Source organism: Neisseria sp. HMSC058F07 (assembly GCF_001810035.1).
Lineage (GTDB): Bacteria > Pseudomonadota > Gammaproteobacteria > Burkholderiales > Neisseriaceae > Neisseria > Neisseria perflava.
In genome coordinates this window covers 100,568-122,590 of the sequence record NZ_KV799671.1, presented here as the reverse complement: position 1 = coordinate 122,590, position 22,023 = coordinate 100,568, and the positions used below count along the sequence as shown (strand labels likewise).

Sequence of the window (22,023 nt, the reverse complement as noted above, 5' to 3'; positions counted from 1 at the left end):
TGGATTCGACGCTTACCAGCTATCGCGTTTCATACGGTCAAGCTGGCGGCGGTCGCGTTTGGTTGGGCGTCCGTCCGGATAAGCGGCACTGATGCGGCTGGCTTGGTCGAGCTGTTTTTGAGCTTCGCGTTCGGCAGCCGTTTTCATGTCTTCTTCGTAGAGTAAACGCGCTTCCGGTGCCGGTCGGCGTTGATGATTGAGCGCGGCAACTTTGAATTTGTAGGGAAGGGAGTTCAAAGTCATGTCGATGGTGTCGCCGGCAGAAATATTTTTGCTGTTTTTCACCTTTGAGCCGTTTACCAAAACCCTGCCCAGCTCAATATGTTTTTGTGCCAGCGCGCGGGTCTTGAAAAAGCGCGCGGCCCAAAGCCATTTGTCCAAGCGCATGGACGAATTGTCATGATCGTTTTTCATAGCCTGTTTGAAATGATTGAACTGAATTGAAGTTTATCATAAGATACGGCACTTCATGAGTTTAGTGCAGATATACTATTTCTTTGTTAAAGGCCGTCTGAAAGATTTTTTATTGCAAAAGATGGCAGTTTCCCTTTGAGAAATGCTGTCAAATACGTCTGATTAGCGTATCATGTCAGCAACCGTTACCGAGAGCTTTGTTTTATGAAACCCGTTTTTTTGGACTTCGAACAACCCATCGCCGAATTAACCAATAAAATTGACGAGTTGCGATTCGTACAAGACGAATCTGCCGTTGATATTTCCGACGAGATTGCCAGACTGCAAAAGAAAAGCAGCGAGTTGACCAAGTCAATTTTCAGCAAGCTGACTCCGGCTCAAATTTCACAAGTGTCCCGCCATCCGCAACGTCCTTATACTTTGGACTACATCAACGGTATTTTTACCGATTTTGAAGAGTTGCATGGCGACCGCCATTATTCTGACGATCATGCCATTGTCGGCGGTTTGGCGCGTTTCAACGGCCAAAGCGTGATGGTTATCGGCCATCAAAAAGGTCGCGATACCAAAGAAAAAATCCGCCGTAATTTCGGTATGCCGCGTCCTGAGGGTTACCGTAAGGCATTGCGCTTGATGAAGACTGCCGAAAAATTCAATATTCCAGTTATGACCTTTGTCGATACACCAGGCGCGTATCCGGGCATTGGTGCAGAAGAACGCGGCCAGTCTGAAGCCATCGGCCGTAATTTGTACGAACTGACCCGCCTGCATGTGCCGGTATTGTGCACCATCATTGGCGAAGGTGGTTCGGGTGGCGCGTTGGCAGTGGCTGTCGGCGACTATGTTAATATGCTGCAATACTCGACTTATTCGGTGATTTCTCCCGAAGGTTGCGCCTCTATTCTTTGGAAAACTGCTGAAAAAGCAGCAGATGCCGCGCAAGCATTGGGTATTACCGCCAAACGCCTGCAAGAATTGGATGTCATCGACAAAGTGATTGATGAGCCTTTGGGCGGCGCACACCGTGATTTTGAAACCACGATGAAAAACGTTAAAACCGTTTTGGAGCAGCAATTAAGCGAAGCGCAAAGTATGACCATGCCTGACTTGCTTTCTCGCCGTTTTGACCGCATCATGGCTTACGGTAAATTTACCGATAAATAAGTTTGACTGCTGAAAAAGCAAGCAGATGTCGCTGCTTGCTTTTTTTGTGTTCTATTTTTGAGTCATTCACAATTTCAGGCCGTCTGAAATGTCGCAAGTATCCCCTGATTCCCTATTTAAAAGTTTTCAAACAGCTTTTCCTGATTTGCCGAACCATACTGTTTTTGAAGTTGGCTTGAGTGGCGGATTAGATTCTGTCGTCCTGCTGCATCTTTTGCATCGGATGCGCGAATTTCGCCATTTTGATTTGCGTGCCGTTCATGTTCATCACGGTTTAAGCACCAATGCCGACAGTTGGGCAAAATTTTGTCAGGATTATTGTCAGCGTCTGGATGTTGCCTTGCGGGTGTGCCGCGTTAATGTGCAAAACCAAGGAAAAGGTTTGGAAGCGGCAGCTAGGGCTGCCCGATATCAGGCATTTTCAGACGGCCTGAGGAAAATTATTGTTTTGGCCCATCACCACAATGATCAAATCGAAACATTTATGTTGTCGGCTGTGCGCGGGGGCGGATTACGCGGTATGGCAGCCATGCCTGTATGGCGTAATTTAAATGAAGAAATTCAAATCTGGCGACCACTTTTGGCATTTTCTCGTCAGGAATTGGCTGAGTATGCGCAACAGTGGGGATTATCTTTTGTTGAAGACGAAAGTAATGAAGACTCCGGCTATTTACGCAATTGGATGAGAAATCAGGCTTTACCGCAATGGCAGCAGCGTATTCCGAATTTTGAGCAGCAAATTTGTGCCAATGTTCGATTATTGCAGGAAGATTTGCAGCTTTTAGATGAATTGATTGAGTCTGAATACCAGCGCATTAGTCCAAACGGAATATTCAGCATCAGCCTGTGGAGGCAATGTACGCCGCTTTTGCGTCGTCGACTGCTTTGGTATTTTTTGCGAAAGCAAACGGAATCATTGCCTTCTTATCACAGTATTGCCGATTTTGCCCGAGTATTGGAAACCGCTGATCAGGCGCAGTTGAATTTGCCAGATGGGGAACTGGTCGCATATCGGGACAAGCTGTTTGTTTGTCAGGAAAGTGAGTTTCAAAAACTGCCTTGGTGTAATGGCAGGGAAGTTCAAGGCCGTCTGAAAGATATTTTGCTCGAAAATGGTTTTGTTTTATTACCGTTTAAGGGAGGTTTGTCGGAAGAGGAGTTGGAGAAGCCGGCGGTACTTAGAAGTGTGGTCAAAGGTGATGTGATTCAGTCGGGACAGAGGGAAAAATCAGTCGAAAAACTATTGCAAGAGTGTCATATTGTGCCACTCGTCCGTAAATATTGGCCGATTATCCTAAGTATGGGCAACAAGTGCCTTGCTGTTGTTAATCTTCGGGTGGGAAGCGATGTTCAAATAGGCGAAGGCTATCTGCCTGTTCATGAAAAGTTGGTCAAATATATAGCAGAAAAGTAAAGAGAATAACTTTAAATTTAGTAAGTATTAGTAATTTAACTACTTGTGCTAAGTGTATATATAATAAGCAATACAGCTTATGTTAGAGCATCTGCACGAATAAACTTTTGCGATTAAATGTAATCTTGTGGAACTATTTCAAAGCGATGCTGTCTTTATTGTGCACAGCACGCTTTACTATTTTTTGGTTTAAAGCAGTAAAACGATTAAAGGTTGGGTATGAACGATCGCCAAATAGATCAAGTTTTGGTGGAGCGCGCGCAGAAAGGTGACCATAAGGCATTCGAGATGCTGATGTCCAAGTATCAGCGTCGGCTAAACAGACTGATTTCCCGTTTTATTCAGGATGAGCATGAAGTGCACGATGTAACCCAAGAAGCAATGATTAGGGCTTATCGTGCGCTGGTTAATTTTCGCGGTGAGAGTGCGTTTTATACATGGCTGTACCGTATCGGTATCAATACGGCAAAGAATTTTCTGACCACTTCGGGTCGCCAGTTTTTTGTCAGCTCGGAAGCAGCCAATGAGGAGGGAGATGTTCTTGATTTAACCGATCAGATTGCGGATTACCATACGCCGGAAGCTGAAATGATGAATCGGGAAATCTTGCAGACCGTCGAAGCAAGCATTGCGCAACTGCCAGACGATATGCGTCAAGCCATTACGCTTAGGGAAATGGATGGCTTGTCTTATGAAGAAATAGCTCGGGTAGTGGATTGTCCGATAGGTACTGTACGTTCGCGTATTTTCAGAGCGCGTGAACTGATTGCAAAAGATTTGCGGCCGCTGTTGGATACTTCTGAAGATCAAAGGTGGTAATAAAAATGAACGAAAAAACAAATAAAGCATTGGAGTATGTGTCTGTATTGATGGACGGTGAAGCATTGACTGATGAGATGCTGGATGCCGTATTGGCAGACGAGGAAGCTATGCGCGCTTGGCATGAGTACCACATTATCGGCGACTGTATCCGTCAGGGCGCGGCGGTGAAGATGGCTGATGAAAGTATGCAAAGCAAAGCATTTACAGTGCCTCAAGCCGAAGCTGAAGGCAAACAGAAAAAATATACTCACCGCGAAGCGGCCAATAACGGCTTCTTTAAATTCTTTGCAGCCGCTGCCAGCGTGTGTGCCATTGCTGTGACGGCATGGCAGTTTACGCCGCAAACTTCTCGTGACGCTATGCCGGTTGCTGAGAAGTCTAATGTTCAGCCTGCACAAGATATCATTCCGGTAAGCGGTACGCCTGACGATAAAGTGGCTTCCGAACCAGGTGAAACCGTTGTGCCGAATGCGGCAAAAGACGGCAAAATTGAAAACCGTCCGACTGTCCGTACCGAGCAGAAAAATGAGCAGCAGACTGTTGTGCAGTAAAAAATGAAATCATGCAAAACCCTTGCTTTATGGCAAGGGTTTTTATTTTTGCAGTAAAACCGTCAGGCCGTCTGAAAGCATAGCTTCAAAGAAGTCAAAACAGTTATAATGCGTTCCATGAAACTGATTACCTCTGCTCAAAACGAACAGCTCAAACATTTATTCCGTCTTTTGACACAGGCCAAAGCAAGGCGCGAAAGCGGTGAAACCGTATTGGAAGGCGTACATCTGCTGCAAACTTATTTGCAAAGCGGCGGTACGCCCAAACAGGTTTATCTGCCTGAAAAGAAACAGCAACATTCTGAAATTCAAGAAATTACGGCGCAGTTGGACGAGGGATTGATTACTTGGGTCGGTAACGAAGCGCTGTCTAAAATCACCAGTCTGACCGATGCCGATGATGTGATGACTTGGATTGATATTCCGAAACAGGCAGGCTTGCCTTCAAACGGCGATTGCGTGGCATTGGAGCGAGTACAAGACCCCGGCAATGCAGGCACGATTTTGCGCAGCGCGGCGGCAGCCGGAGTCAAGCAAATCGTGTGCAGCAATGATTCCGTAGATATTTGGTCGCCCAAGGTGTTGCGGGCGGGAATGGGCGCGCATTTTTTGCTGTCTATTTTCAGCCGGGTGGAATTATCCGCTTGGATGGAAAAGTATCAGCATCCAATTTGGGCAACCGCCTTGGGTGGCCGCAATATCGGGTTGTATGAAATGAACCTCAGTCAACCCTGCGCTTGGGTATTTGGCAACGAAGGCAGCGGCGTGAGTGAACGAATAAAAGAGAAGGCTGAAGCCTGTGTCAAAATTCCCATGTTGGGGCAAACCGAATCCTTGAATGTCGCGATGGCGGCAACGGTTTGTCTGTTTGAACAAATGCGGCAGCGTATCCATGCCCAGGCCGTCTGAAAACCATAATATGAGTTTATTTTAAGGAACGAAAATGCAAATACTGACTTTTGATGAAGCGGCACGCAGCCGATTGATGGAATTGCTGGATGCCAAATCCGAAGCCCACAACACCATGCGTTGTGATGAAGTGCAGGGTTTTATGATGGCTTTATTGAGCGGTCCGGATGCTTTGAATCCGACCAACTGGCTGCCTGAGATTTTGGGTGAAGAATCTTTGTTTGATGCCAAAGAGCGTACTGAAATCGAGCGTTTGGTCATGGCAATGGCCGCCGATATGCGCATGAAGCTCAACGAGAAAATCCTGCCTGATTTGTGGTTTTATGAAGATGAAGCCGGCAATCCGGATTTCTACACTTGGTGTAACGCCTATCTTTACGCACTGGATATTGTGCCTACCGATTGGTTTGAAGCAGTCGATCAGGAAGAGTTTGAAGATTTGTTCTATCCGATTATGGCTTTGGGCGGTATTTATGACGATGAGGAAAACGGCGAAGTCATCTTGCATCTGAATGAAAAAGAGCTGACCCAGTTGGAATCTGATTTGCCGCATGTCCTGCTGGATATTTACTGGTACTGGCAGGCCATCATCAATAAACCGCAAACCGTCCGCCGCGAAGGCGAAAAAGTGGGGCGCAACGATCCTTGCCCGTGTGGCAGCGGTAAAAAATACAAAGCCTGCTGCGGCAAATAAGAAAAATAAATAGTGCAATAAAATAAAAAGGCCGTCTGAATGCTTGAAATTCAGACGGCCTTTAATGTTTTGTCTTAGAACAACGAGGCCAACCAAACAAACAGGATGGTCAGTGCAATGGTCAAGGCGCAGCCGATTTTGGCCACGGTGCCGATGATGAAGCCGATAAACGTACCGATACCGACTTTGCCTGCCTGCCAAGTGTCTTTGCGTGCGATAAATTCACCGATGGCCGCGCCTGCCAACGGGCCGAGCAACAGGCCGGGAATAGAGAAGAATGCGCCGACGATGCCGCCGATAAACGCGCCCCAAACCGCAGTTTTACTTGCGCCGGTATATTTTGCACCCAATGCGCCCGCCACATAGTCCATCGCAGTACCAAATACGGCAACGATGGCCAAAAAGGTCAGCGTACCCGAGCCAAACACTTGATAATCGCCGGCATAACCCAACAACCATGCGCCACCAAACATCAAACCCAATCCGGGCAGGGCGGGATAAATAGTGCCTAAGATGCCGACAACAATGGCAATCAAGCCGAGAACGATGAGAACAGCAGTCATGAGGTTCCTTTTGAATTTAAGAGTGTAATAACGGCAGTATTATGGGCACGTTTTGTTATATTTTCATGAGGGATTGTGCAATAAAATGAAAAATTATCCGGAGGCGCGCTCAATTAAAATTGATGGATAAATATCTAAGCGAATTATTGTGAATCATGTTCTGAATGATTGAATAAATTTCTATTCAAATATAAAAGCAGGCCTACCAATACGGCTAAGTACACTGCAACCCAATACGCATCTGTATAACCAATAGCCTTTGCCAGCCGTAGGGCGGCGAAACCGGCTGCGTAACTGCCGAGCAGGACGACGGAAAATTGCAGGCTGCTGTCGAGTGCAGCGGTGGCGCGGTCTGATTTGTCCATCACCAACGCCAGTATCACCGGCAGCAGCAGCGTGTAGCTCAGGCTCAGGGCGATGATTTGCGCGGGCGGCAGCCAAGGGTGGGCACGTGCGAGCGTATCGATGGCGGTCATGGACACCAAAAGCGGCAGTTGCAGCGCGTAGAGCAGGAATACGAGTTTGCGGCGCGGATAATTGCGCGAAAACCAGCCCGACAGCGGCGTTACAATCAGGCAGGCAACAGGAATGCCCACCGCCAGAATCCCGCCCGTCTGCTTCGGGTTGAAGCCCAAATCCGCCAGCTTGGGCACAAAGGTTGCCGCCATAAACGCATACGGTACGGCAACGGCAAACAGCAAAACCAGCCACCGCCAGCCCGTTTCAGGTTGCTGCCAAAAAGAAACTAGCCGCGTTGCCAACGCCGTCCAACTACCTTGCGCAGTCGGACTTTCCGGCTCGCGGTAGTACAAGAGTTGCAGCAACATCAGCAGGCTGAACGCCAGCATAAAGCCAGCCGCCGCCGTCTGTCCGTATTCCTGATACAGCCACAATACCAGCGCGCCGCCGATCATTTTGCCGCCGCGTGCGGCCATCGTTTGAATCACGCCGCCGAAACCGCGTTCGCGGTGCGGCAGGACGATGCATGACAAACCCAGCATCGCGCAGCCGTACACCGCCGACATCGCCGAGAGCAGTACGCAGCAGGTCAAAAGCAGCGCGAAGTTCTGCGTTATGTCGGTACAGGCCATCAGCCCGAACACTGCCGAAAGTCCCAGCGTCGCCGCCAGCAGCCAGCCGCGAAACCGCCCGAACCGCCCCGCCGGCCGCCGTTCCATCAGTGCGGCAAACAATACCTTCGCTGCTTCGATACTGCCGATTAAATGAATCCAGCTCAGTTGATTCAGGCTATAACCGTGATTTTTCAAAATAGCGACCAGTGCGACCAGATAAAAACCGGTTAGCGTGAATTTGTAAGTGCTGCCGCCGATAAGCAGCAGCCAGTCGCGTGAGTTTGGGGAAGTCTGATTGTCGGACATCACATGATTCTTTTGAAGATGAGGCAAATAAAGGGACAAGGCCGTCTGAACATATTGGGTGGTAATACTTGATTTGTATTTAAATAGGTTTAGTATCTTTTCAGACGGCCTTCAACGCTTCTTCTGCGCGAAGTAGGGCGGTTGTTTCATCTGCTTCAACGATGTAGTTCACGCCCAGCGCGGGGCCGAGTTTGGACGATTGTTCGCGGAATAACGCCAGTTGTGCCGCGTCGGGTTCGATAAGGAGCATGGCGGCGCAGCGTTCGGACAGTTGCGGCCGATGTGCCTTTATCCATTCGATGTAAGTTTTACGGTCGGCAATGCGCTGTTCGTCGCTTACCTGCCGCCGCATCGGGGTGCAGACGGTGGCGAAGCGGGGGTTTTGGTTTAACAGGGTTTCGAATTCGGTCAGCCAGCCGGCGAAGTCGGCGACGTGGGTCAGGTCGGTCAGGTAGATGGTGCCTTCGGGCAGGGTTTTGGCGGGGGTGAAGTAGTGCATGGGATTCCTTTGGGTGTTTTGGAGGAATAAACGGTAGGCCGGGCATAAATGTCCGACCTATGTTTTTTCAGACGGCCTCTATCATTTCAGCTTCATTTAAAACTTCCATTCCGCACTCACGCCCACGCTTCTGGGGCGTTGGTAGAGCGCGTCTTGGCGGTCGGCGCTGGAAATGAATATGGGTTGGCGGCGGTTGAGCACGTTGTCGGCGTAGAGTGAGACGCGGCCTTGTTTGAAGTTGTAGGCGGTGTAGAGATTGACTTGGTTGTATGCGCCGATTTTGCCCGATTCGGCATTATCGGCGGCGGAGTAGTAGCCGCCGTAGAAGCGCACGTCGCCGCCGGCTTCCCAGCCTTTGTCGTTCAGGTATTTCACGCCGATGTTGGCGGTGTATTTGGGCGCGCGGCCGAGTTTGTTGCCTTCGATGCCGCTGTCGGGATAGCTTTTGATTTTGGTGTTGAGCAGCCCCAGTCCGGTGGTGAGTTTCAGGCTGTCGGTCGCCTGCCAGTCGGCGGCAAGTTCCGCGCCGTAGGTATGGACTTTTTTGGCGTTGCGGATGACGACGGAGTTGGTACCGAGATAGAAGGGGAGCTGCATGTCGCGGTAGTGGTTCAGGAACAGGTTGCCGGAGAGTTGCAGGCGGCGGTCTGCGCTGCGCCAGCGGGTGTACCACTCGTAGTTGTTCACATATTCGGGTTCATAAGTGTAGGTTACGACGGGGCGGCCGAAGGTGATGCCCGCGCCGCCGGGGTTGTAGCCGCGTGCGGCTTTGATGCCGCTGACCCATTGGTCGGTGGGTTTGAAGGCAATGTCGATTTTGGGCAGGAACACGGTCTGGCCTTTGTCTAAATCAAGGTGCAGTGCGCCGCTGCCGCCGCTTCTTTTGTGCGTTTCTTTTTCAAGGCGGGCGGCGGCCGTGATGTCCCATTTTTCGCTGGGGCTGTATGTGGTTTCGGCAAACAGGGCGTGCACGCTGTTGCGGTCGTCAAAGGTGTTGCGGCCGCCGATGCTACGGATATCTACCCATTCGTCTTGTTTGCTGCGGATGTAGTGCAGCCCGGCAAGGCCTTTCAGACGGCCTTTGTTTGAAAAATGCAATACTGGCTCCCATTGCAGTTCGCGGCCTTTTAGTTCGGCGGGCACGCCTTGCGGGCTGACGGTCATCGGCAGGTGCAGCCGCTCGTTGTGGTAGCGGCCATAAACCAGTTTGTTTTCCAGTTTCAGATAGTCGTTAAGTTGCCACGATACGTCCCAGATACCCGATGTCGAGCCGGTTACGAACACGGGTTTTTCTTTTAAAAAACGGCGGCTGGCGGTGTTGCCCATGATTTCGTTTTGCGGCGCGCGCGAACGGATGTGGTTCAGCGTCAGGCGGCTGTAAAAATCGGGATGGTTTTCGGGCGTGAGCAGAAGTTTGAAGCGCACGTTGGTGTTTTCCACGCGGCGCGGATTGCCGGTTGGCTCGTAGGACACGAACGGCTCGTAGCTTTCGCGCTGCTGCCGTTCCGCGCTCAAGCGGAAGGCAAGGTTGTTTTTCACAATCGGGCCGGACACTACGCCGGCGATGTTGCGCGTTTTCTGGTTACCCAAACCCAAGCGCAGCGCGCCTTCCCATTCGTCGGTCGGGTCTTTGGAACGCATCACCACCGCGCCCGCCACCGCGTTCTGCCCGCGCACATGGCTTTGCGGCCCGCGCAAGACTTCCACCTGCTGCATGTCCCACAGCGATTGCGTGCCGAAAGCGTATTCGTTGTAAGTGGCAGAGCGGCCGTCTATGGACAGGTTCAGGCGCGGCCGCGTGCCCGCAAAAAATGCCACCGCACCGACGGCAGGACCGGAGCCGTCCACGCCGCGCACGGTCGGCAAATCGTTGCCGCTACCCAAGTCCACCGTGTTCACAGTCTGTTTGAGCAGGTCGGTTGCGGAAAGGTTGTGGCCGCTGCGGTCGATGTTCGGCGCGGTGAAAACGCGGTTGGACGTGGCGGTTTCAAAGCCGCTGCGGTTGGTGCGTTCGCCGGTGACGACGACTTCTTCCAACTGCACCTGTTCCGCATCTTGCACCGCATCGGCGGCATAAATCCATTCGGAGGCGAAAGCGGCGGCAAGCAGCAGCAGGCGGCGGAGGGTGTGTTTCTGCATTTCCTTATCCTTTCAGACGGCATACGTCGGGGTGGATTGGACATCAGGTAATCCAATTGCTCCGTCAGTATGCAAATATTTGTGTTTACACATTTACATAAAACAAACTATTAATGTAAAGTATAAGAAATAAGAAACAGGAATGCAAGTGTTTATCATTCACTCTGTTTCCCCTCTTATCGTGAATTGTCCAAAAAAATCCCTCTCCTATTTTGGGGAGAAGGTTAGAGGAGGGAAATTCTGTAATCTTCATGAATTTAGCCTGCTAAGCATCCGACAGCCTCTATCAGTAGGGCAGTGAAGGAATAAGGAAAGAGGCCGTCTGAAACGCCGCCGTATTGCCATTGCCGCCGTGGGGAAATATGATAAGCATCCGACTTGCGGATAACTTTAATGAAAAACCTTTATGAACAAAATCAAAATCTTCTTACCATCATGACCGCCAGCAAACAACAAACCATCGCCGACACCGCCCGCCGCCTGTTCCGCGAACATGGCTTTTCCGCCGTATTCGTAGGCAGTATCTGCGCCGAGGCCAGCGTCAGCCGCGTCACTTTTTACAAATATTACAGCGGTAAAAACGCACTCTTGCAGGAAATTGTTACCGAGCAGAAAAACCGCGTCCGTGCCGAATTTGAAAATCTGCTTGAACGGCAATGCAGCCTGCGCGAAGCCGCCGAGGCTGTGTTTGTCTTGCAAAAACAATCGTTTGAAGAACTTTATTCCGCCGCTTTCCTGCGCGACATTGAAGAGAACACCGATTTGGAGCTGGAGCGATTTTTCCACGAATTGAACGAAGAAAAATACGCTTTTATGCGCGGCTTCTTCCATACTCTACAACAACGCCGCCTGATTCAGCCCGATTTGCCGGTGGAGCTCATTGACTTGTTCATCCGTCAGGCAGATATATTGATGCACCATCCGCAACTGACTGCACTTTATACCGCTGCACCACAAAAGCTGCCGCAGGATATATTGGGGTTGCTGCTGCACGGTTTGTCAGGGAAAGAATAGATAAAAAAGAATAGAAAAAATTTCAAATATGAATATTCAGACGGCCTTTCGGTAAATAGCTACCAAAAGGCCGTCTGAAAATTAAATGGAATTATAAACCGCAGGTTTTGGGTTTGTTTGCCAAAATATTGATGACTTTACGTTCAGCTTTTTGCGGCTCGATTTTGATTTCGCTTTCGTCTTCTTCGCTGCCGTCGGAGAAACGTTCCGGCATTTTTTCGCTGTCAAATGCCAAGTCGCCGCCGTGTTTCAGGCTTTGACCGCGTTCCAAGCCGACAAAGTCGAAAAGTTCGGTATCGGCCAAATGTGATGGAACGACGTTTTGTAGCGCGGAGAACATAGACTCAATACGGCCGGGGAAACGTTTGTCCCAATCGCGCAGCATGTCACCGATGACTTGGCGTTGCAGGTTGGGCTGAGAGCCGCAGAGGTTGCATGGAATAATTGGGAATTGCTTCAGCTCGGCGTATTTGATCAAGTCCTTCTCTTTGACATACGCCAGAGGACGGATGACAATGTGTTCGCCGTTGTCGCTGACTAGTTTGGGAGGCATGGCTTTGAGTTTGCCGCCGTAGAACATATTCAGGAACATAGTGGCAAGAATGTCGTCGCGGTGGTGTCCTAAGGCAATTTTGGTGCAGCCCAATTCTTTTGCGGTGCGGTAGAGGATGCCGCGGCGCAGGCGGCTGCACAGCGAACAAGTCGTTTTGCCTTCGTCCAACACGCGTTTGACGGTGGAATAAGTGTCTTCTTCAACGATTTTATAGGGAACGCCGATGCTTTCGAGATAGGTTGGCAATACTTCTTCGGGGAAGCCCGGCTGCTTTTGGTCGAGATTGACGGCGACCAGTTCGAAATCAATCGGCGCGCTGGCTTGAAGCTGGCGCAGAATGTCTAAAAGGGCGTAGCTGTCTTTGCCGCCTGAGAGGCAGACCATGATTTTGTCGCCCGGTTCGATCATGTTGAAATCGTTAATCGCATCGCCGACAGCGTGGCGCAGGCGTTTGCTGAGTTTGTTGTTTTCTAATTCTTGCTTGGTTTTTTTGGACATGGCTGTTTGTGCTTTGAAATAATAGAAAAATTTAAGGGCGGTATTGTACCGCAAAAGAATAAAGGTCGTCTGAAAAACTGCGCCTGCTTGGTTGAAGCGGCGTTTTCAGACGGCCTGATATTTGTGCTTTATTTGATTTGAAGGGCGTTGATTTTGATTTCAACCTTCCAGTCGGGCGAAGCCAGTTTCGCCTCCACGCAGGCGCGGGCCGGAGCGCGTTCGGGCGCTGTCCATGCGTCCCAGGCTTCATTCATAGCGGCGTAGTCGTTCATATCGGGCAGATAGATGGTGGCTTCTAAAATGTGGGCTTTGTTGGATTGGCATTGGGTGAGCCATGAATCGATTTGCGCCAAAACATTTTCAGTTTGCGCTTTGGCATCGGCTTCAGGATTTTCGGGAACCATGCCGGAGAGGAAAACCAAGCCGTTGGCCACGACGGCTTCCGAATAGCGTTTGCTTGTGCCAAGATAGCGGATGTCCATGTTGTCTCCTGATTTCAAAAAGAAGGTATGGTAACATTGCGACTGTTTACGTTCCACATTTAAGAGGGGCTGTCTGAAAAGGATGGCGGAAAACAACCCATGAGTAAAGCAGAATATCCGGTTACGCAGGCAGTACGCTTTTTACGCAGTAAGAAAATCGATTTTGTCCCTTATGTTTACGCATATGAAGAACATGGTGGTACGGCGCGTTTTGCCGAATGTACGGGCAAGCCCGAGCATCAGGTCATCAAAACGATTGTTTTGCAGGATGAGCATAAAAAAGGTTTGGTTGTTTTAATGCACGGTGACAAACATATTTCCACCCGCAATCTGGCGCGCGAACTGGGTTTGAAACACATCGAACCGGCAACGGCAGATCAGGCGGCGAAATGGACAGGATATTTGGTCGGCGGGACGTCGCCGTTCGGTATGAAAACCGCGTTGCCGGTTTATGTGGAAGAAAGTATTTGGGCTTTGGACGAGATTTTTATCAATGGCGGCAAACGTGGGTTTATCGTAGGCATGAAGCCTGAAAACCTGCGGACGCTTAATCCGCAAGATGTTCATGTTGCAGTGGACGCGTAAAGGAGGGGAATACAGATGGAACAAGTGAATTTATACGAAATCTTGGGTGTATCTCAGGATGCGGATATCAACGTTATCCGCGAAGCTTACGGCAAATTGGTGGCCAATCCGGATATTCAGAAAGATGCGGAGCGTTTCAAAGCCATCGGACAGGCGTTTGAAGTATTGTCTCATCCGGAAAAACGTTTGGCTTATGATGCGGCTATGCAGTACGAGCGTCAGGAAGCCAAAGACAACAGCTTCAATAATACGGCGACAAATGTGGTCAACACGCCCAGCTCTGACGTAAAAAACTATGTTTTTATTGCTTATGTTACATATGCTGTGGGCTTATTGATTTTGTTTACCCCCGTTGTCGGTGTGATTATGGCGTATGTTAAACGCGATGAGGCTCAAGGCAGTATTTACGCCAGTCATATCGATTATTTGATTAAGACATTTTGGGTGTCTTTAGTGGGTACGGTTTTGGGAACTTTTACTACACTGATCTTAATTGGTTGGCTGATTTTATTGGTAACTGCCATTTGGTTTATTTACCGTGTAGTCGTCGGACTGATTAAACTGAATGAAGATAAGCCTGTTTCCAATCAAGGATGGTTTTAAAGCATGGCATATTTATTGGCAAGTATCGTTTGCAGCGTGTTGGTGTCTGTCTTGCTGAAAGTGGCGCGCAAGCAAAAAATCAATATCGAGCAGGCGGTGGCGGTGAATTATATCGTTGCCGTCACTTTGACCATGCTGGTGTTAAAACCCGATTTGAGCAATCCGCAGGTATTTTTACCGACGTGGTGGCTTTTTGCGGCCTTGGGCATATTGCTGCCAAGCGTGTTTGTCATTATGGGCAAATCCGTAGATGCGGCAGGTATCGTCAAATCGGACGCGGCACAACGCTTATCGCTGTTTCTGCCGATTGTCGCTTCATTCACGCTTTTCCATGAGCAGTTGACCGAAGGCCGTCTGATCGGTTTGGTATTGGCATTTACGGCACTGTTTTTCTTGCTTTGGAAAAGCGATGGCGGCAAGAAATCCGGCGGCTTCAGCACGCAAGTAATGCTGCTTTTGAGCGTCTGGTGCGGCTACGGCGTCATCGATATTTTGTTCAAACAAGTGGCGAAAAGCGGTACCGCTTTTGCCGGTAATTTGCTGGTGGCGTTTTGTTTGGCCGGTATCTTGATGTTTGGCTACCTGTTTGCCAAAGGAAGCAAATGGACCAAAGAGGGCATAGTGGGCGGTATGATTTTGGGCTGTCTGAACTTTTTGAATATTGTTACCTACATCTCGGCACACCAAATCATGAAGGATAATCCAACCTTGGTCTTTGCCGGTATGAATATTGGCGTGATTGTTTTGGGTACGCTGATCGGTGCGGCAATATTTAAGGAAAAAATCAGCAGCATTAATGCAGCCGGTATCAGTATTGCTATTTGCTCGATAGCCTGCCTGTTTTATTGGCCGCAGATTCGCAGCTTACTGGGTTAAAAATACTCAGGCCGTCTGAAAGTTTTCAGACGGCCTTATTTTTATTATAAAATAGCCATTCATGCGCTGATTTGGCCGTGTGGAAATTATTTTGCGCTTACGGGCGTTTCTATGTTAAACAAAGAAGTTGAACTCACACAATAATATCGATAGTTACATCATGAAACATATTAAAAAACACATTCAATGCGCCGTTTTCGGCATGCTGGTATTGTCCGGTTGCCAATCGTATCAGGAAGATCAAAGCCGCCGCAGTAAAATGGCTCAATTCGCGCTTAACCATCCCGTGGCCGCCCAAGTTATCGGGATGGAAGACGAAGGCTTAATCAATATGACCAGTAATGCCACACGCTTTGCCGAGCGTACAGGTTTGGACGACAAAGCAAACGGCGACAGCAGGGGAACACAGGTCAATGCCGTACGCCAAGCATTGTGGCAGGCGGCGATTGCTTCTAAATTCGACAGCATTATTGCAGAAAAAGCAGGTAATGCGCGTCTGACGGATATGGAGTTGCGAGAAGGTAAAGACGACTACTTCAGCCGCTACCTTGCCGACCAGGCAGTCGATCAACGTAATAACCGTATCGGCCGCAGTATCGGCAGTGCCAAACCCGACAGCGATATGAAGACGCTGGCGGCAAGCATTTTGTTCTACTACAACAAAGTAGGCTTATGGACGGCTTCCGAAGTGAACAACCGTTGGCGCATCAAACAGGAAAAACTTTCAGACGGCCAGTATGCCGAGGCATTGAAAAATATCGCCAAATTGGATCAAAACGGTATGACCGAACAGGAACGTAATAGTTATAAAACCGGTACGTTCAGCGAAATCAAACGTTCGGTCAAAGCCATACGTCAAGTCGAAGACTGATTTTAAGACTTCATTATTGAAAGGCAATTGTTATGAATTTCCCTCCGCGTTATGTCTCAAACACCCGTATGCGCCGTATGCGTAAAGATGATTTTTCACGTCGTCTGATGCGCGAGCATACTTTGACGGCAGATGATTTGATCTATCCGGTTTTTGTATTGGAAGGCCAGAATCAGGAAGAGGCAGTCCCATCCATGCCGGGTGTCAAACGCCAAAGTTTGGACAAATTGTTGTTCACTGCTGAAGAAGCACTGAAGCTCGGCATTCCTATGCTGGCTTTGTTTCCCGTGGTAACGCAAAACAAAACCGAGTTTGCGGAGGAAGCTTATAATCCTGAAGGCTTGGTGCCGACAGTAGTACGAACCCTGCGCGAGAAATTCCCAGAGCTGGGTATCATGACCGACGTTGCCTTGGATCCCTACACCATTCACGGTCAAGACGGTTTAACCGATGAAAATGGCTATGTCCTCAACGATGAAACCATTGAAGTTTTGGTAAAACAGGCTTTGTGTCATGCCGATGCAGGCGCACAAGTCATTGCCCCGTCAGACATGATGGACGGACGTATTCTTGCCATCCGTGAAGCCTTAGAAGATGCCGGACATATCCATACGCGCATTATGGCGTATTCGGCAAAATATGCTTCAGCGTTCTATGGCCCGTTCCGCGATGCCGTCGGTAGTTCCGGCAATCTGGGTAAGGCAGACAAGAAAACCTACCAAATGGATCCTGCAAATACTAACGAAGCCTTGCACGAAGTAGCATTGGATATTCAAGAGGGCGCAGACATGGTTATGGTAAAACCGGGTCTGCCGTATCTGGATGTCGTCCGCCGAGTCAAAGACGAATTCGGCGTACCGACGTATGCTTACCAAGTTTCCGGCGAATATGCCATGCTTCAGGCTGCCATTCAAAACGGTTGGCTGGATGGCGAAAAAACCATTTTGGAAAGCTTATTGGCATTCAAACGTGCTGGCGCCGATGGTATTTTGACTTACTACGCGATTGAAGCGGCAAAATTGTTGAAGAAGTAAAATAAAGAAATAAATTAAAAAGCGGCAAACAGTGTTTATCCTGTTTAGCCGCTTTTTTGTATTACTTAAGATTGGCTCAATAGGGCCCGACTAAGGTTTATTTTTTGAAAATCTAAAGAGTTTTGCATAAACAAAGGCCGTCTGAAAAAATAGTCCCCTGATTTTTCAGACGGCCTTATATGATTTAAACCTTAGTGGTGGCTGCAACCGCCGTGGGTTTCACGCAAAGCTTCGGCTGCTTGTTCGTCTGCGTGGTAGCTGGAGCGAACCATTGCGCCGATCGCGGCATTAGTAAAGCCCAATTCGTATGCTTCTTTTTCAAAAACTTTAAATTGGTCAGGCGTTACATAGCGTAGGACGGGCAGGTGGCCGTCTGAAGGTTGCAGATATTGGCCGATGGTAATCATCTCGATATTGTTGGCACGCATATCGCGCATTATTTCGCGTACGTCCTCGTCTGTTTCGCCCAAGCCGACCATGATGCCGGACTTTGTCGGGATATGGGGCATCATTTCTTTGTAACGGCGCAGAAGCTCGAGGGAGTGTTGGTAATTGGCACCCGGACGGGCTTTTTTATACAGGCTTGGATGGGTTTCTAAGTTGTGGTTCATCACGTCGGGCGGTGTTTCTGCCAAGATTTCCAGTGCGATGTCCAAACGGCCGCGGAAATCGGGAACAAGGATTTCGATTTTGGTATTCGGGCTGGTTTCGCGGATGGCTTTGATGCAGTCGGCGAAGTGTTGGGCGCCGCCATCACGCAGGTCGTCACGGTCGACGGAAGTAATCACGACATAGCGCAGGTTCATGGATTTAACGGATTCGGCCAAGTGTTTAGGCTCGTCAGGATCCAGCATATTGGGGCGGCCATGACCAACGTCGCAGAACGGGCAGCGGCGGGTACAAATATCGCCCATGATCATGAATGTGGCCGTACCCTTGGTAAAGCATTCGCTGATATTTGGACAAGATGCTTCTTCGCACACGGTATGCATTTTTTGTTCGCGAAGAATGTTTTTGATTTCAAAGAATTTCTTGCCCGGTAATTTGGCGCGGATCCATTCGGGCTTTTTCAATTTTTGTTCCAATGGAACAACTTTAATCGGAATGCGTGCAGTTTTATCTGCGCCTTTCAGTTTGATGCCGCGTTTTGGGTCGTTTTTTACTTCTTCACTCATGGTGATGTGTTCTTTCTGTCGTTATAAAGGCCGTCTGAAAAGCTTATTGTAGTCTTTATGAACTAAGGGCTTGTGGGTTCAGAGGGGCAGTTAAAAGATGGTGTTGGGGTCGAATATTTTCAGACGGCCTTATGCCAGCTCTTTCTGTAAATGCTTGGTCAGTTTGTCTGAAACTTCTGCCAAGCCGGGTGCCGGAGAGACAAAGTCGGCAATTTGGGTCATTTCCATACCGGCATAACCGCAGGGGTTGATATGGGTAAACGGACTTAAATCCATGTTCACGTTAAGCGCCAAGCCGTGGTAAACGGAGCCGTCTTTGATACGCAGGCCCAGGGAAGCGATTTTACGCTCGCCGACATAAACGCCGGGACGTTTGGGGTCGGCGGCTGCTTCGATGCCGTATTCTGCCAAGGTGGCGATGATGCTGTTTTCAAGTGCGGAAACGATATGGCGCACACTGGTCTTACGGCGTTTGAAATTGATCATCGTATAAACGACCAATTGGCCAGGACCGTGGTAGGTAATTTGACCTCCTCTGTCAATTTGGACAACGGGAATATCGTCGCGGATGAGGAGGTGTTCGGGCTTACCGGCCAAGCCTTGAGTGAATACGGGCGGATGTTCGACCACCCATAATTCGTCTTCGGTATTTTCGTCACGCGAGGCATTAAATGCCTTCATGGCTTCGAAAGTCGGCAGGTAATCGACCAAGCCTTTGTGCACGATTTTCATTACAGCACCACTTTTACCAATTCGTGTGAAGTCAGGTCGCGGTAGATATTGTCGAGCTGCTCTTGATTTTCAACATTTACATGGACAGTCGCGCCGGTATAGTTGCCTTTGCTGCTTGGGCGCGTAGTAATGTGGTGCGGCTCGGTATCGGGAGCGTGTTTGCGCACGGTTTCCAAGATGGCGGATTCAAATTCCGGATGAACCACGCCCATGACTTTTACAGGAAAGGTGCAAGGGAATTCAATTAATGATTTTTTTTCGGTTGAGTCTGTCATGGTTTACTACCTTTTTTGGTTAGCCAGGGCCGTCTGAAAAGTTTTCAGACGGCCCAAAATCCGATATATTTTATCGTAAACGTCCATATCGGGCTATTAAAAATGATGTTTTAGAAAATAGGTGCGGATAAGCTGTTTTCAAGTCTTGAAATGGAGCGCTTCAGCCCAATTTTGAGCTACATTCTGATTTAACAATGATTGAGATTTCTAACTATGCCGACAAAAGACAAATATTTCGAGGAATACAGTGCGCTGGCTACCTTGCCTTTACGCGATGTCGTGGTGTATCCGCATATGGTATTGCCGCTGTTCGTCGGTCGTCCTAAATCGATTGCAGCCCTTGAGGCGGCAATGGCTAATGATGATCCGGTTTTCCTGTTGGCCCAGCTTGACCCTAATACAGAAGACCCTAAAGCTGAAGATTTGCACCAAACTGGTACGGTTGCCCAAGTTTTGCAGGTTTTGAAGCTGCCTGACGGCACCGTTAAAGTGTTGGTAGAAGGTATCCGTCGTGCGCGCGCATTGACGGTTGACGAAACAGGCGGACTGTTTTTATCCCATGTGGAGGCGATTGATGAAAACAGCGACAAGGACAATCCCGAAATTGAAGCCTTGCGCCGTACCTTGCTGACTCAATTTGAGCAATATGCGAAATTGAACAAAAAAATCCCTGCCGAAGTTATCAGTACCATCAGCAGTATCGATGACAACAGCCGTCTTGCCGATACTATTGCCGCGCATTTGCAGCTGAAATTAGAGCAGCGTCAATATGTACTGGAGACTGCCGGCATTGTTGACCGTTTGGAATTTCTGCTGGCGCAGTTGGAAGCCGAACTCGATATCATGCAGGTCGAGAAACGCATCCGTGGCCGTGTGAAACGTCAAATGGAAAAATCCCAACGTGAGTATTACTTGAATGAGCAAGTAAAAGCGATTCAGAAAGAATTGGGCGAAGAAGACGAGCGCGACGAGCTGGATGCGCTGGAAAACAAAATCAAAGAAGCAGGCATGAGCAAAGAGGCTGAAGAAAAATGTCTGTCTGAATTGAAAAAACTGAAAATGATGCCGCCGATGTCTGCGGAATCTACCGTCGTGCGCAACTACATCGATACTTTGCTTGAGTTGCCGTGGAAGAAAAAATCCCGTGTCAGCAAAGATATTGCCAAGGCTGATTTGATTTTGAATGCCGACCACTATGGTTTGGAAAAAGTTAAAGAGCGCATTTTGGAATATTTGGCCGTTCAAAAACGTATGGACAAGCTCAAAGGCCCGATTTTATGTCTGGTTGGCCCTCCGGGGGTGGGTAAAACTTCCTTGGGTGAGTCGATTGCCAAAGCCACAGGCCGTCAATATGTGCGTATGGCGTTGGGCGGCGTGCGTGATGAAAGCGAAATCCGCGGCCACCGCCGTACCTATATCGGCTCTATGCCGGGCAAAATCTTGCAAAATATGGCGAAAGCGGGTGTGAAAAACCCATTGTTCCTGCTTGATGAAATCGACAAGATGGGCAGCGATTTCCGTGGTGATCCTGCCAGTGCTTTGCTTGAGGTGCTGGATCCTGAGCAAAACAACAAGTTCGCTGACCATTATGCCGAAGTCGATTATGATTTGAGCGATGTGATGTTTATTGCCACTTCAAACAGCTTGAATATCCCGACTCCGCTGCTTGACCGTATGGAAATTATCCGTCTGTCCGGTTATACGGAAGATGAAAAAATCAATATTGCCATGCAATACCTTGTGCCGAAACAAATGAAGCGTAATGGTGTGAAAGAGGGTGAGCTGGTGGTTGATGAAAGTGCCGTGCGCGATATTATCCGTTACTACACCCGTGAGGCCGGTGTCCGCTCGTTGGATCGCGAAATTGCCAAAATCTGCCGCAAAGTGGTAATGCAGGTTACTTTGAATGAGGACAAGAAAAAAGCGTCCAAATCCAAAACAGTAAGCAAGGCCAAGCCTAAAGCGATTAAAGTTACTGAGAAAAATCTGCATGACTATCTGGGCGTGCGCCGTTTCGACTATGGTGTGGCCGAAAGCGAAAACCGCATCGGTCAGGTAACCGGTTTGGCTTGGACCGAAGTCGGTGGCGAGTTGTTGACTGTTGAGGCAGTAGCTTTGCCGGGCAAAGGTACGATTCAATGTACCGGCCAACTGGGCGATGTGATGAAAGAATCGGTATCGGCCGCATGGTCGGTTGTCCGTTCTCGTGCTGAATCAGTGGGTTTGGCTCCTGATTTTTACGAGAAGAAAGATATTCACGTCCATGTGCCTGAAGGTGCGACGCCAAAAGACGGTCCGAGCGCAGGTATCGCCATGACTTTGGCGATGGTTTCTGCCTTCACCAAAATTCCGGTGCGTGCAGACGTGGCGATGACCGGCGAAATCACTTTGCGTGGCGAAGTTTTGCCTATCGGCGGTTTGAAAGAAAAACTGCTGGCTGCTTTGCGCGGCGGGATCAAGCATGTATTGATTCCAAAAGACAACGTCAAAGATTTGGAAGAAATCCCTGAAAATGTCAAAACCGGTCTGACCATTCATCCGGTCAAATGGATTGATGAAGTGTTGGCTTTGGGCTTGGAAACTCAGCCTGAGCAATGGGCGGCTGAATTGGCGGTTGCCGAGACCCCGCAAACTTCTAAGACGAAGTCAAGAACAAAAGCAACCAAGCATTAAGTTGGCCGTCTGATGTTGCAAAAAATGTGGTTTTGCCCTGAATGCCACAAAAATAGGGCAATTCCACATCTTTTACTTGACATGATAATTTGAGAATTGCTATA

The 22,023-nt window shown here is 49.0% G+C and carries 23 protein-coding genes; 13 read left to right on the top strand and 10 right to left on the bottom strand.

The annotated features are described in order from the left end of the window. Positions 1-12: 12 nt before the first annotated feature. On the bottom strand, positions 13-414 hold the full coding sequence (locus HMPREF2696_RS02690) for an RNA-binding S4 domain-containing protein (protein ID WP_003679090.1): 402 nt from the start codon (positions 412-414) through the stop codon (positions 13-15). Positions 415-618: 204 nt separating this feature from the next. Between HMPREF2696_RS02690 and HMPREF2696_RS02685 the strand changes: the two genes are divergently transcribed. From HMPREF2696_RS02685 to HMPREF2696_RS02660, 6 genes are all read left to right on the top strand, one after another. After that, entirely contained in the window at positions 619-1,578 is a 960-nt protein-coding gene (locus HMPREF2696_RS02685) for an acetyl-CoA carboxylase carboxyltransferase subunit alpha (RefSeq protein ID WP_004519730.1), read from the top strand. 88 nt (positions 1,579-1,666) lie between these two features. Beyond that, positions 1,667-2,992 (top strand): tRNA lysidine(34) synthetase TilS, encoded by a 1,326-nt coding sequence (gene tilS, locus HMPREF2696_RS02680; protein WP_004519729.1) that lies wholly within the window; start codon positions 1,667-1,669, stop codon positions 2,990-2,992. A gap of 219 nt (positions 2,993-3,211) precedes the next feature. After that, entirely contained in the window at positions 3,212-3,811 is a 600-nt protein-coding gene (rpoE, locus tag HMPREF2696_RS02675; RefSeq protein WP_004519728.1) for an RNA polymerase sigma factor RpoE, read from the top strand. A 5-nt stretch (positions 3,812-3,816) separates the two neighbouring features. After that, positions 3,817-4,365 (top strand): sigma-E factor negative regulatory protein, encoded by a 549-nt coding sequence (locus tag HMPREF2696_RS02670; RefSeq protein ID WP_070587706.1) that lies wholly within the window; start codon positions 3,817-3,819, stop codon positions 4,363-4,365. 117 nt (positions 4,366-4,482) lie between these two features. Continuing rightward, the gene (locus tag HMPREF2696_RS02665; RefSeq protein ID WP_070587815.1) at positions 4,483-5,274 is read left to right on the top strand and encodes a TrmH family RNA methyltransferase; all 792 of its coding nucleotides are present in this window, start codon (positions 4,483-4,485) and stop codon (positions 5,272-5,274) included. A 34-nt stretch (positions 5,275-5,308) separates the two neighbouring features. After that, on the top strand, positions 5,309-5,968 hold the full coding sequence (locus HMPREF2696_RS02660) for a YecA family protein (protein ID WP_049348483.1): 660 nt from the start codon (positions 5,309-5,311) through the stop codon (positions 5,966-5,968). 74 nt (positions 5,969-6,042) lie between these two features. On the opposite strand, the gene HMPREF2696_RS02655 is transcribed toward HMPREF2696_RS02660, so the two are convergent. From HMPREF2696_RS02655 to HMPREF2696_RS02640, 4 genes are all read right to left on the bottom strand, one after another. Beyond that, positions 6,043-6,531 carry a DUF456 domain-containing protein gene (locus HMPREF2696_RS02655; protein WP_003746916.1) on the bottom strand — a complete coding sequence of 163 codons (489 nt, stop codon included), beginning with the start codon at positions 6,529-6,531 and terminating at the stop codon, positions 6,043-6,045. 143 nt (positions 6,532-6,674) lie between these two features. Next, positions 6,675-7,910, bottom strand: coding sequence for an MFS transporter (locus HMPREF2696_RS02650; RefSeq protein WP_004519723.1), 1,236 nt, complete (start codon positions 7,908-7,910; stop codon positions 6,675-6,677). Positions 7,911-8,010: 100 nt separating this feature from the next. Next, positions 8,011-8,409 (bottom strand): hypothetical protein, encoded by a 399-nt coding sequence (locus HMPREF2696_RS02645; protein ID WP_004519722.1) that lies wholly within the window; start codon positions 8,407-8,409, stop codon positions 8,011-8,013. Positions 8,410-8,505: 96 nt separating this feature from the next. Next, a complete protein-coding gene (locus HMPREF2696_RS02640) occupies positions 8,506-10,548 on the bottom strand; it encodes a TonB-dependent receptor (RefSeq protein ID WP_070587703.1) in 2,043 nt (680 codons plus the stop codon). 393 nt (positions 10,549-10,941) lie between these two features. Here HMPREF2696_RS02640 and HMPREF2696_RS02635 point away from each other — a divergent pair, with 393 nt between their 5' ends. Then, entirely contained in the window at positions 10,942-11,562 is a 621-nt protein-coding gene (locus HMPREF2696_RS02635; RefSeq protein WP_070587701.1) for a TetR/AcrR family transcriptional regulator, read from the top strand. Positions 11,563-11,653: 91 nt separating this feature from the next. Here the strand turns inward: HMPREF2696_RS02635 and ttcA are convergent, their stop codons facing one another. Further along, positions 11,654-12,613, bottom strand: coding sequence for a tRNA 2-thiocytidine(32) synthetase TtcA (gene ttcA / locus HMPREF2696_RS02630; protein WP_004519719.1), 960 nt, complete (start codon positions 12,611-12,613; stop codon positions 11,654-11,656). A 128-nt stretch (positions 12,614-12,741) separates the two neighbouring features. Beyond that, a complete protein-coding gene (locus tag HMPREF2696_RS02625) occupies positions 12,742-13,095 on the bottom strand; it encodes a RidA family protein (protein ID WP_070587699.1) in 354 nt (117 codons plus the stop codon). 99 nt (positions 13,096-13,194) lie between these two features. Here HMPREF2696_RS02625 and ybaK point away from each other — a divergent pair, with 99 nt between their 5' ends. The 5 genes from ybaK (at position 13,195) to hemB (ending at position 17,064) form a co-directional block, all read left to right on the top strand. After that, positions 13,195-13,680 carry a Cys-tRNA(Pro) deacylase gene (ybaK, locus tag HMPREF2696_RS02620; protein ID WP_004519716.1) on the top strand — a complete coding sequence of 162 codons (486 nt, stop codon included), beginning with the start codon at positions 13,195-13,197 and terminating at the stop codon, positions 13,678-13,680. 15 nt (positions 13,681-13,695) lie between these two features. Next, entirely contained in the window at positions 13,696-14,283 is a 588-nt protein-coding gene (locus HMPREF2696_RS02615; protein WP_004519715.1) for a DnaJ domain-containing protein, read from the top strand. Positions 14,284-14,286: 3 nt separating this feature from the next. Further along, on the top strand, positions 14,287-15,159 hold the full coding sequence (locus tag HMPREF2696_RS02610) for a DMT family transporter (RefSeq protein ID WP_049344792.1): 873 nt from the start codon (positions 14,287-14,289) through the stop codon (positions 15,157-15,159). A gap of 160 nt (positions 15,160-15,319) precedes the next feature. Continuing rightward, positions 15,320-16,030: a DUF6973 domain-containing protein gene (locus tag HMPREF2696_RS02605; protein WP_004519713.1), complete on the top strand. Its 711-nt coding sequence runs from the start codon at positions 15,320-15,322 to the stop codon at positions 16,028-16,030. Between the two features lie 32 nt (positions 16,031-16,062). Then, entirely contained in the window at positions 16,063-17,064 is a 1,002-nt protein-coding gene (gene hemB, locus HMPREF2696_RS02600) for a porphobilinogen synthase (RefSeq protein WP_003683488.1), read from the top strand. A 191-nt stretch (positions 17,065-17,255) separates the two neighbouring features. Here the strand turns inward: hemB and lipA are convergent, their stop codons facing one another. From lipA to HMPREF2696_RS02585, 3 genes are all read right to left on the bottom strand, one after another. After that, a complete protein-coding gene (gene lipA / locus HMPREF2696_RS02595) occupies positions 17,256-18,239 on the bottom strand; it encodes a lipoyl synthase (protein ID WP_003683323.1) in 984 nt (327 codons plus the stop codon). A gap of 129 nt (positions 18,240-18,368) precedes the next feature. Further along, positions 18,369-18,971: a lipoyl(octanoyl) transferase LipB gene (lipB, locus tag HMPREF2696_RS02590; RefSeq protein WP_004519711.1), complete on the bottom strand. Its 603-nt coding sequence runs from the start codon at positions 18,969-18,971 to the stop codon at positions 18,369-18,371. Next, complete coding sequence (locus HMPREF2696_RS02585; protein WP_004519710.1) at positions 18,971-19,246, bottom strand: HP0495 family protein; 276 nt, start codon at positions 19,244-19,246, stop codon at positions 18,971-18,973. Before HMPREF2696_RS02585 ends, lipB begins: the two co-directional genes overlap by 1 nt. 213 nt (positions 19,247-19,459) lie before the next feature. On the opposite strand from HMPREF2696_RS02585, the gene lon reads away from it, so the two are divergent. Then, positions 19,460-21,919: an endopeptidase La gene (gene lon / locus HMPREF2696_RS02580; protein WP_070587696.1), complete on the top strand. Its 2,460-nt coding sequence runs from the start codon at positions 19,460-19,462 to the stop codon at positions 21,917-21,919. The last annotated feature ends 104 nt before the right edge of the window (positions 21,920-22,023 follow it).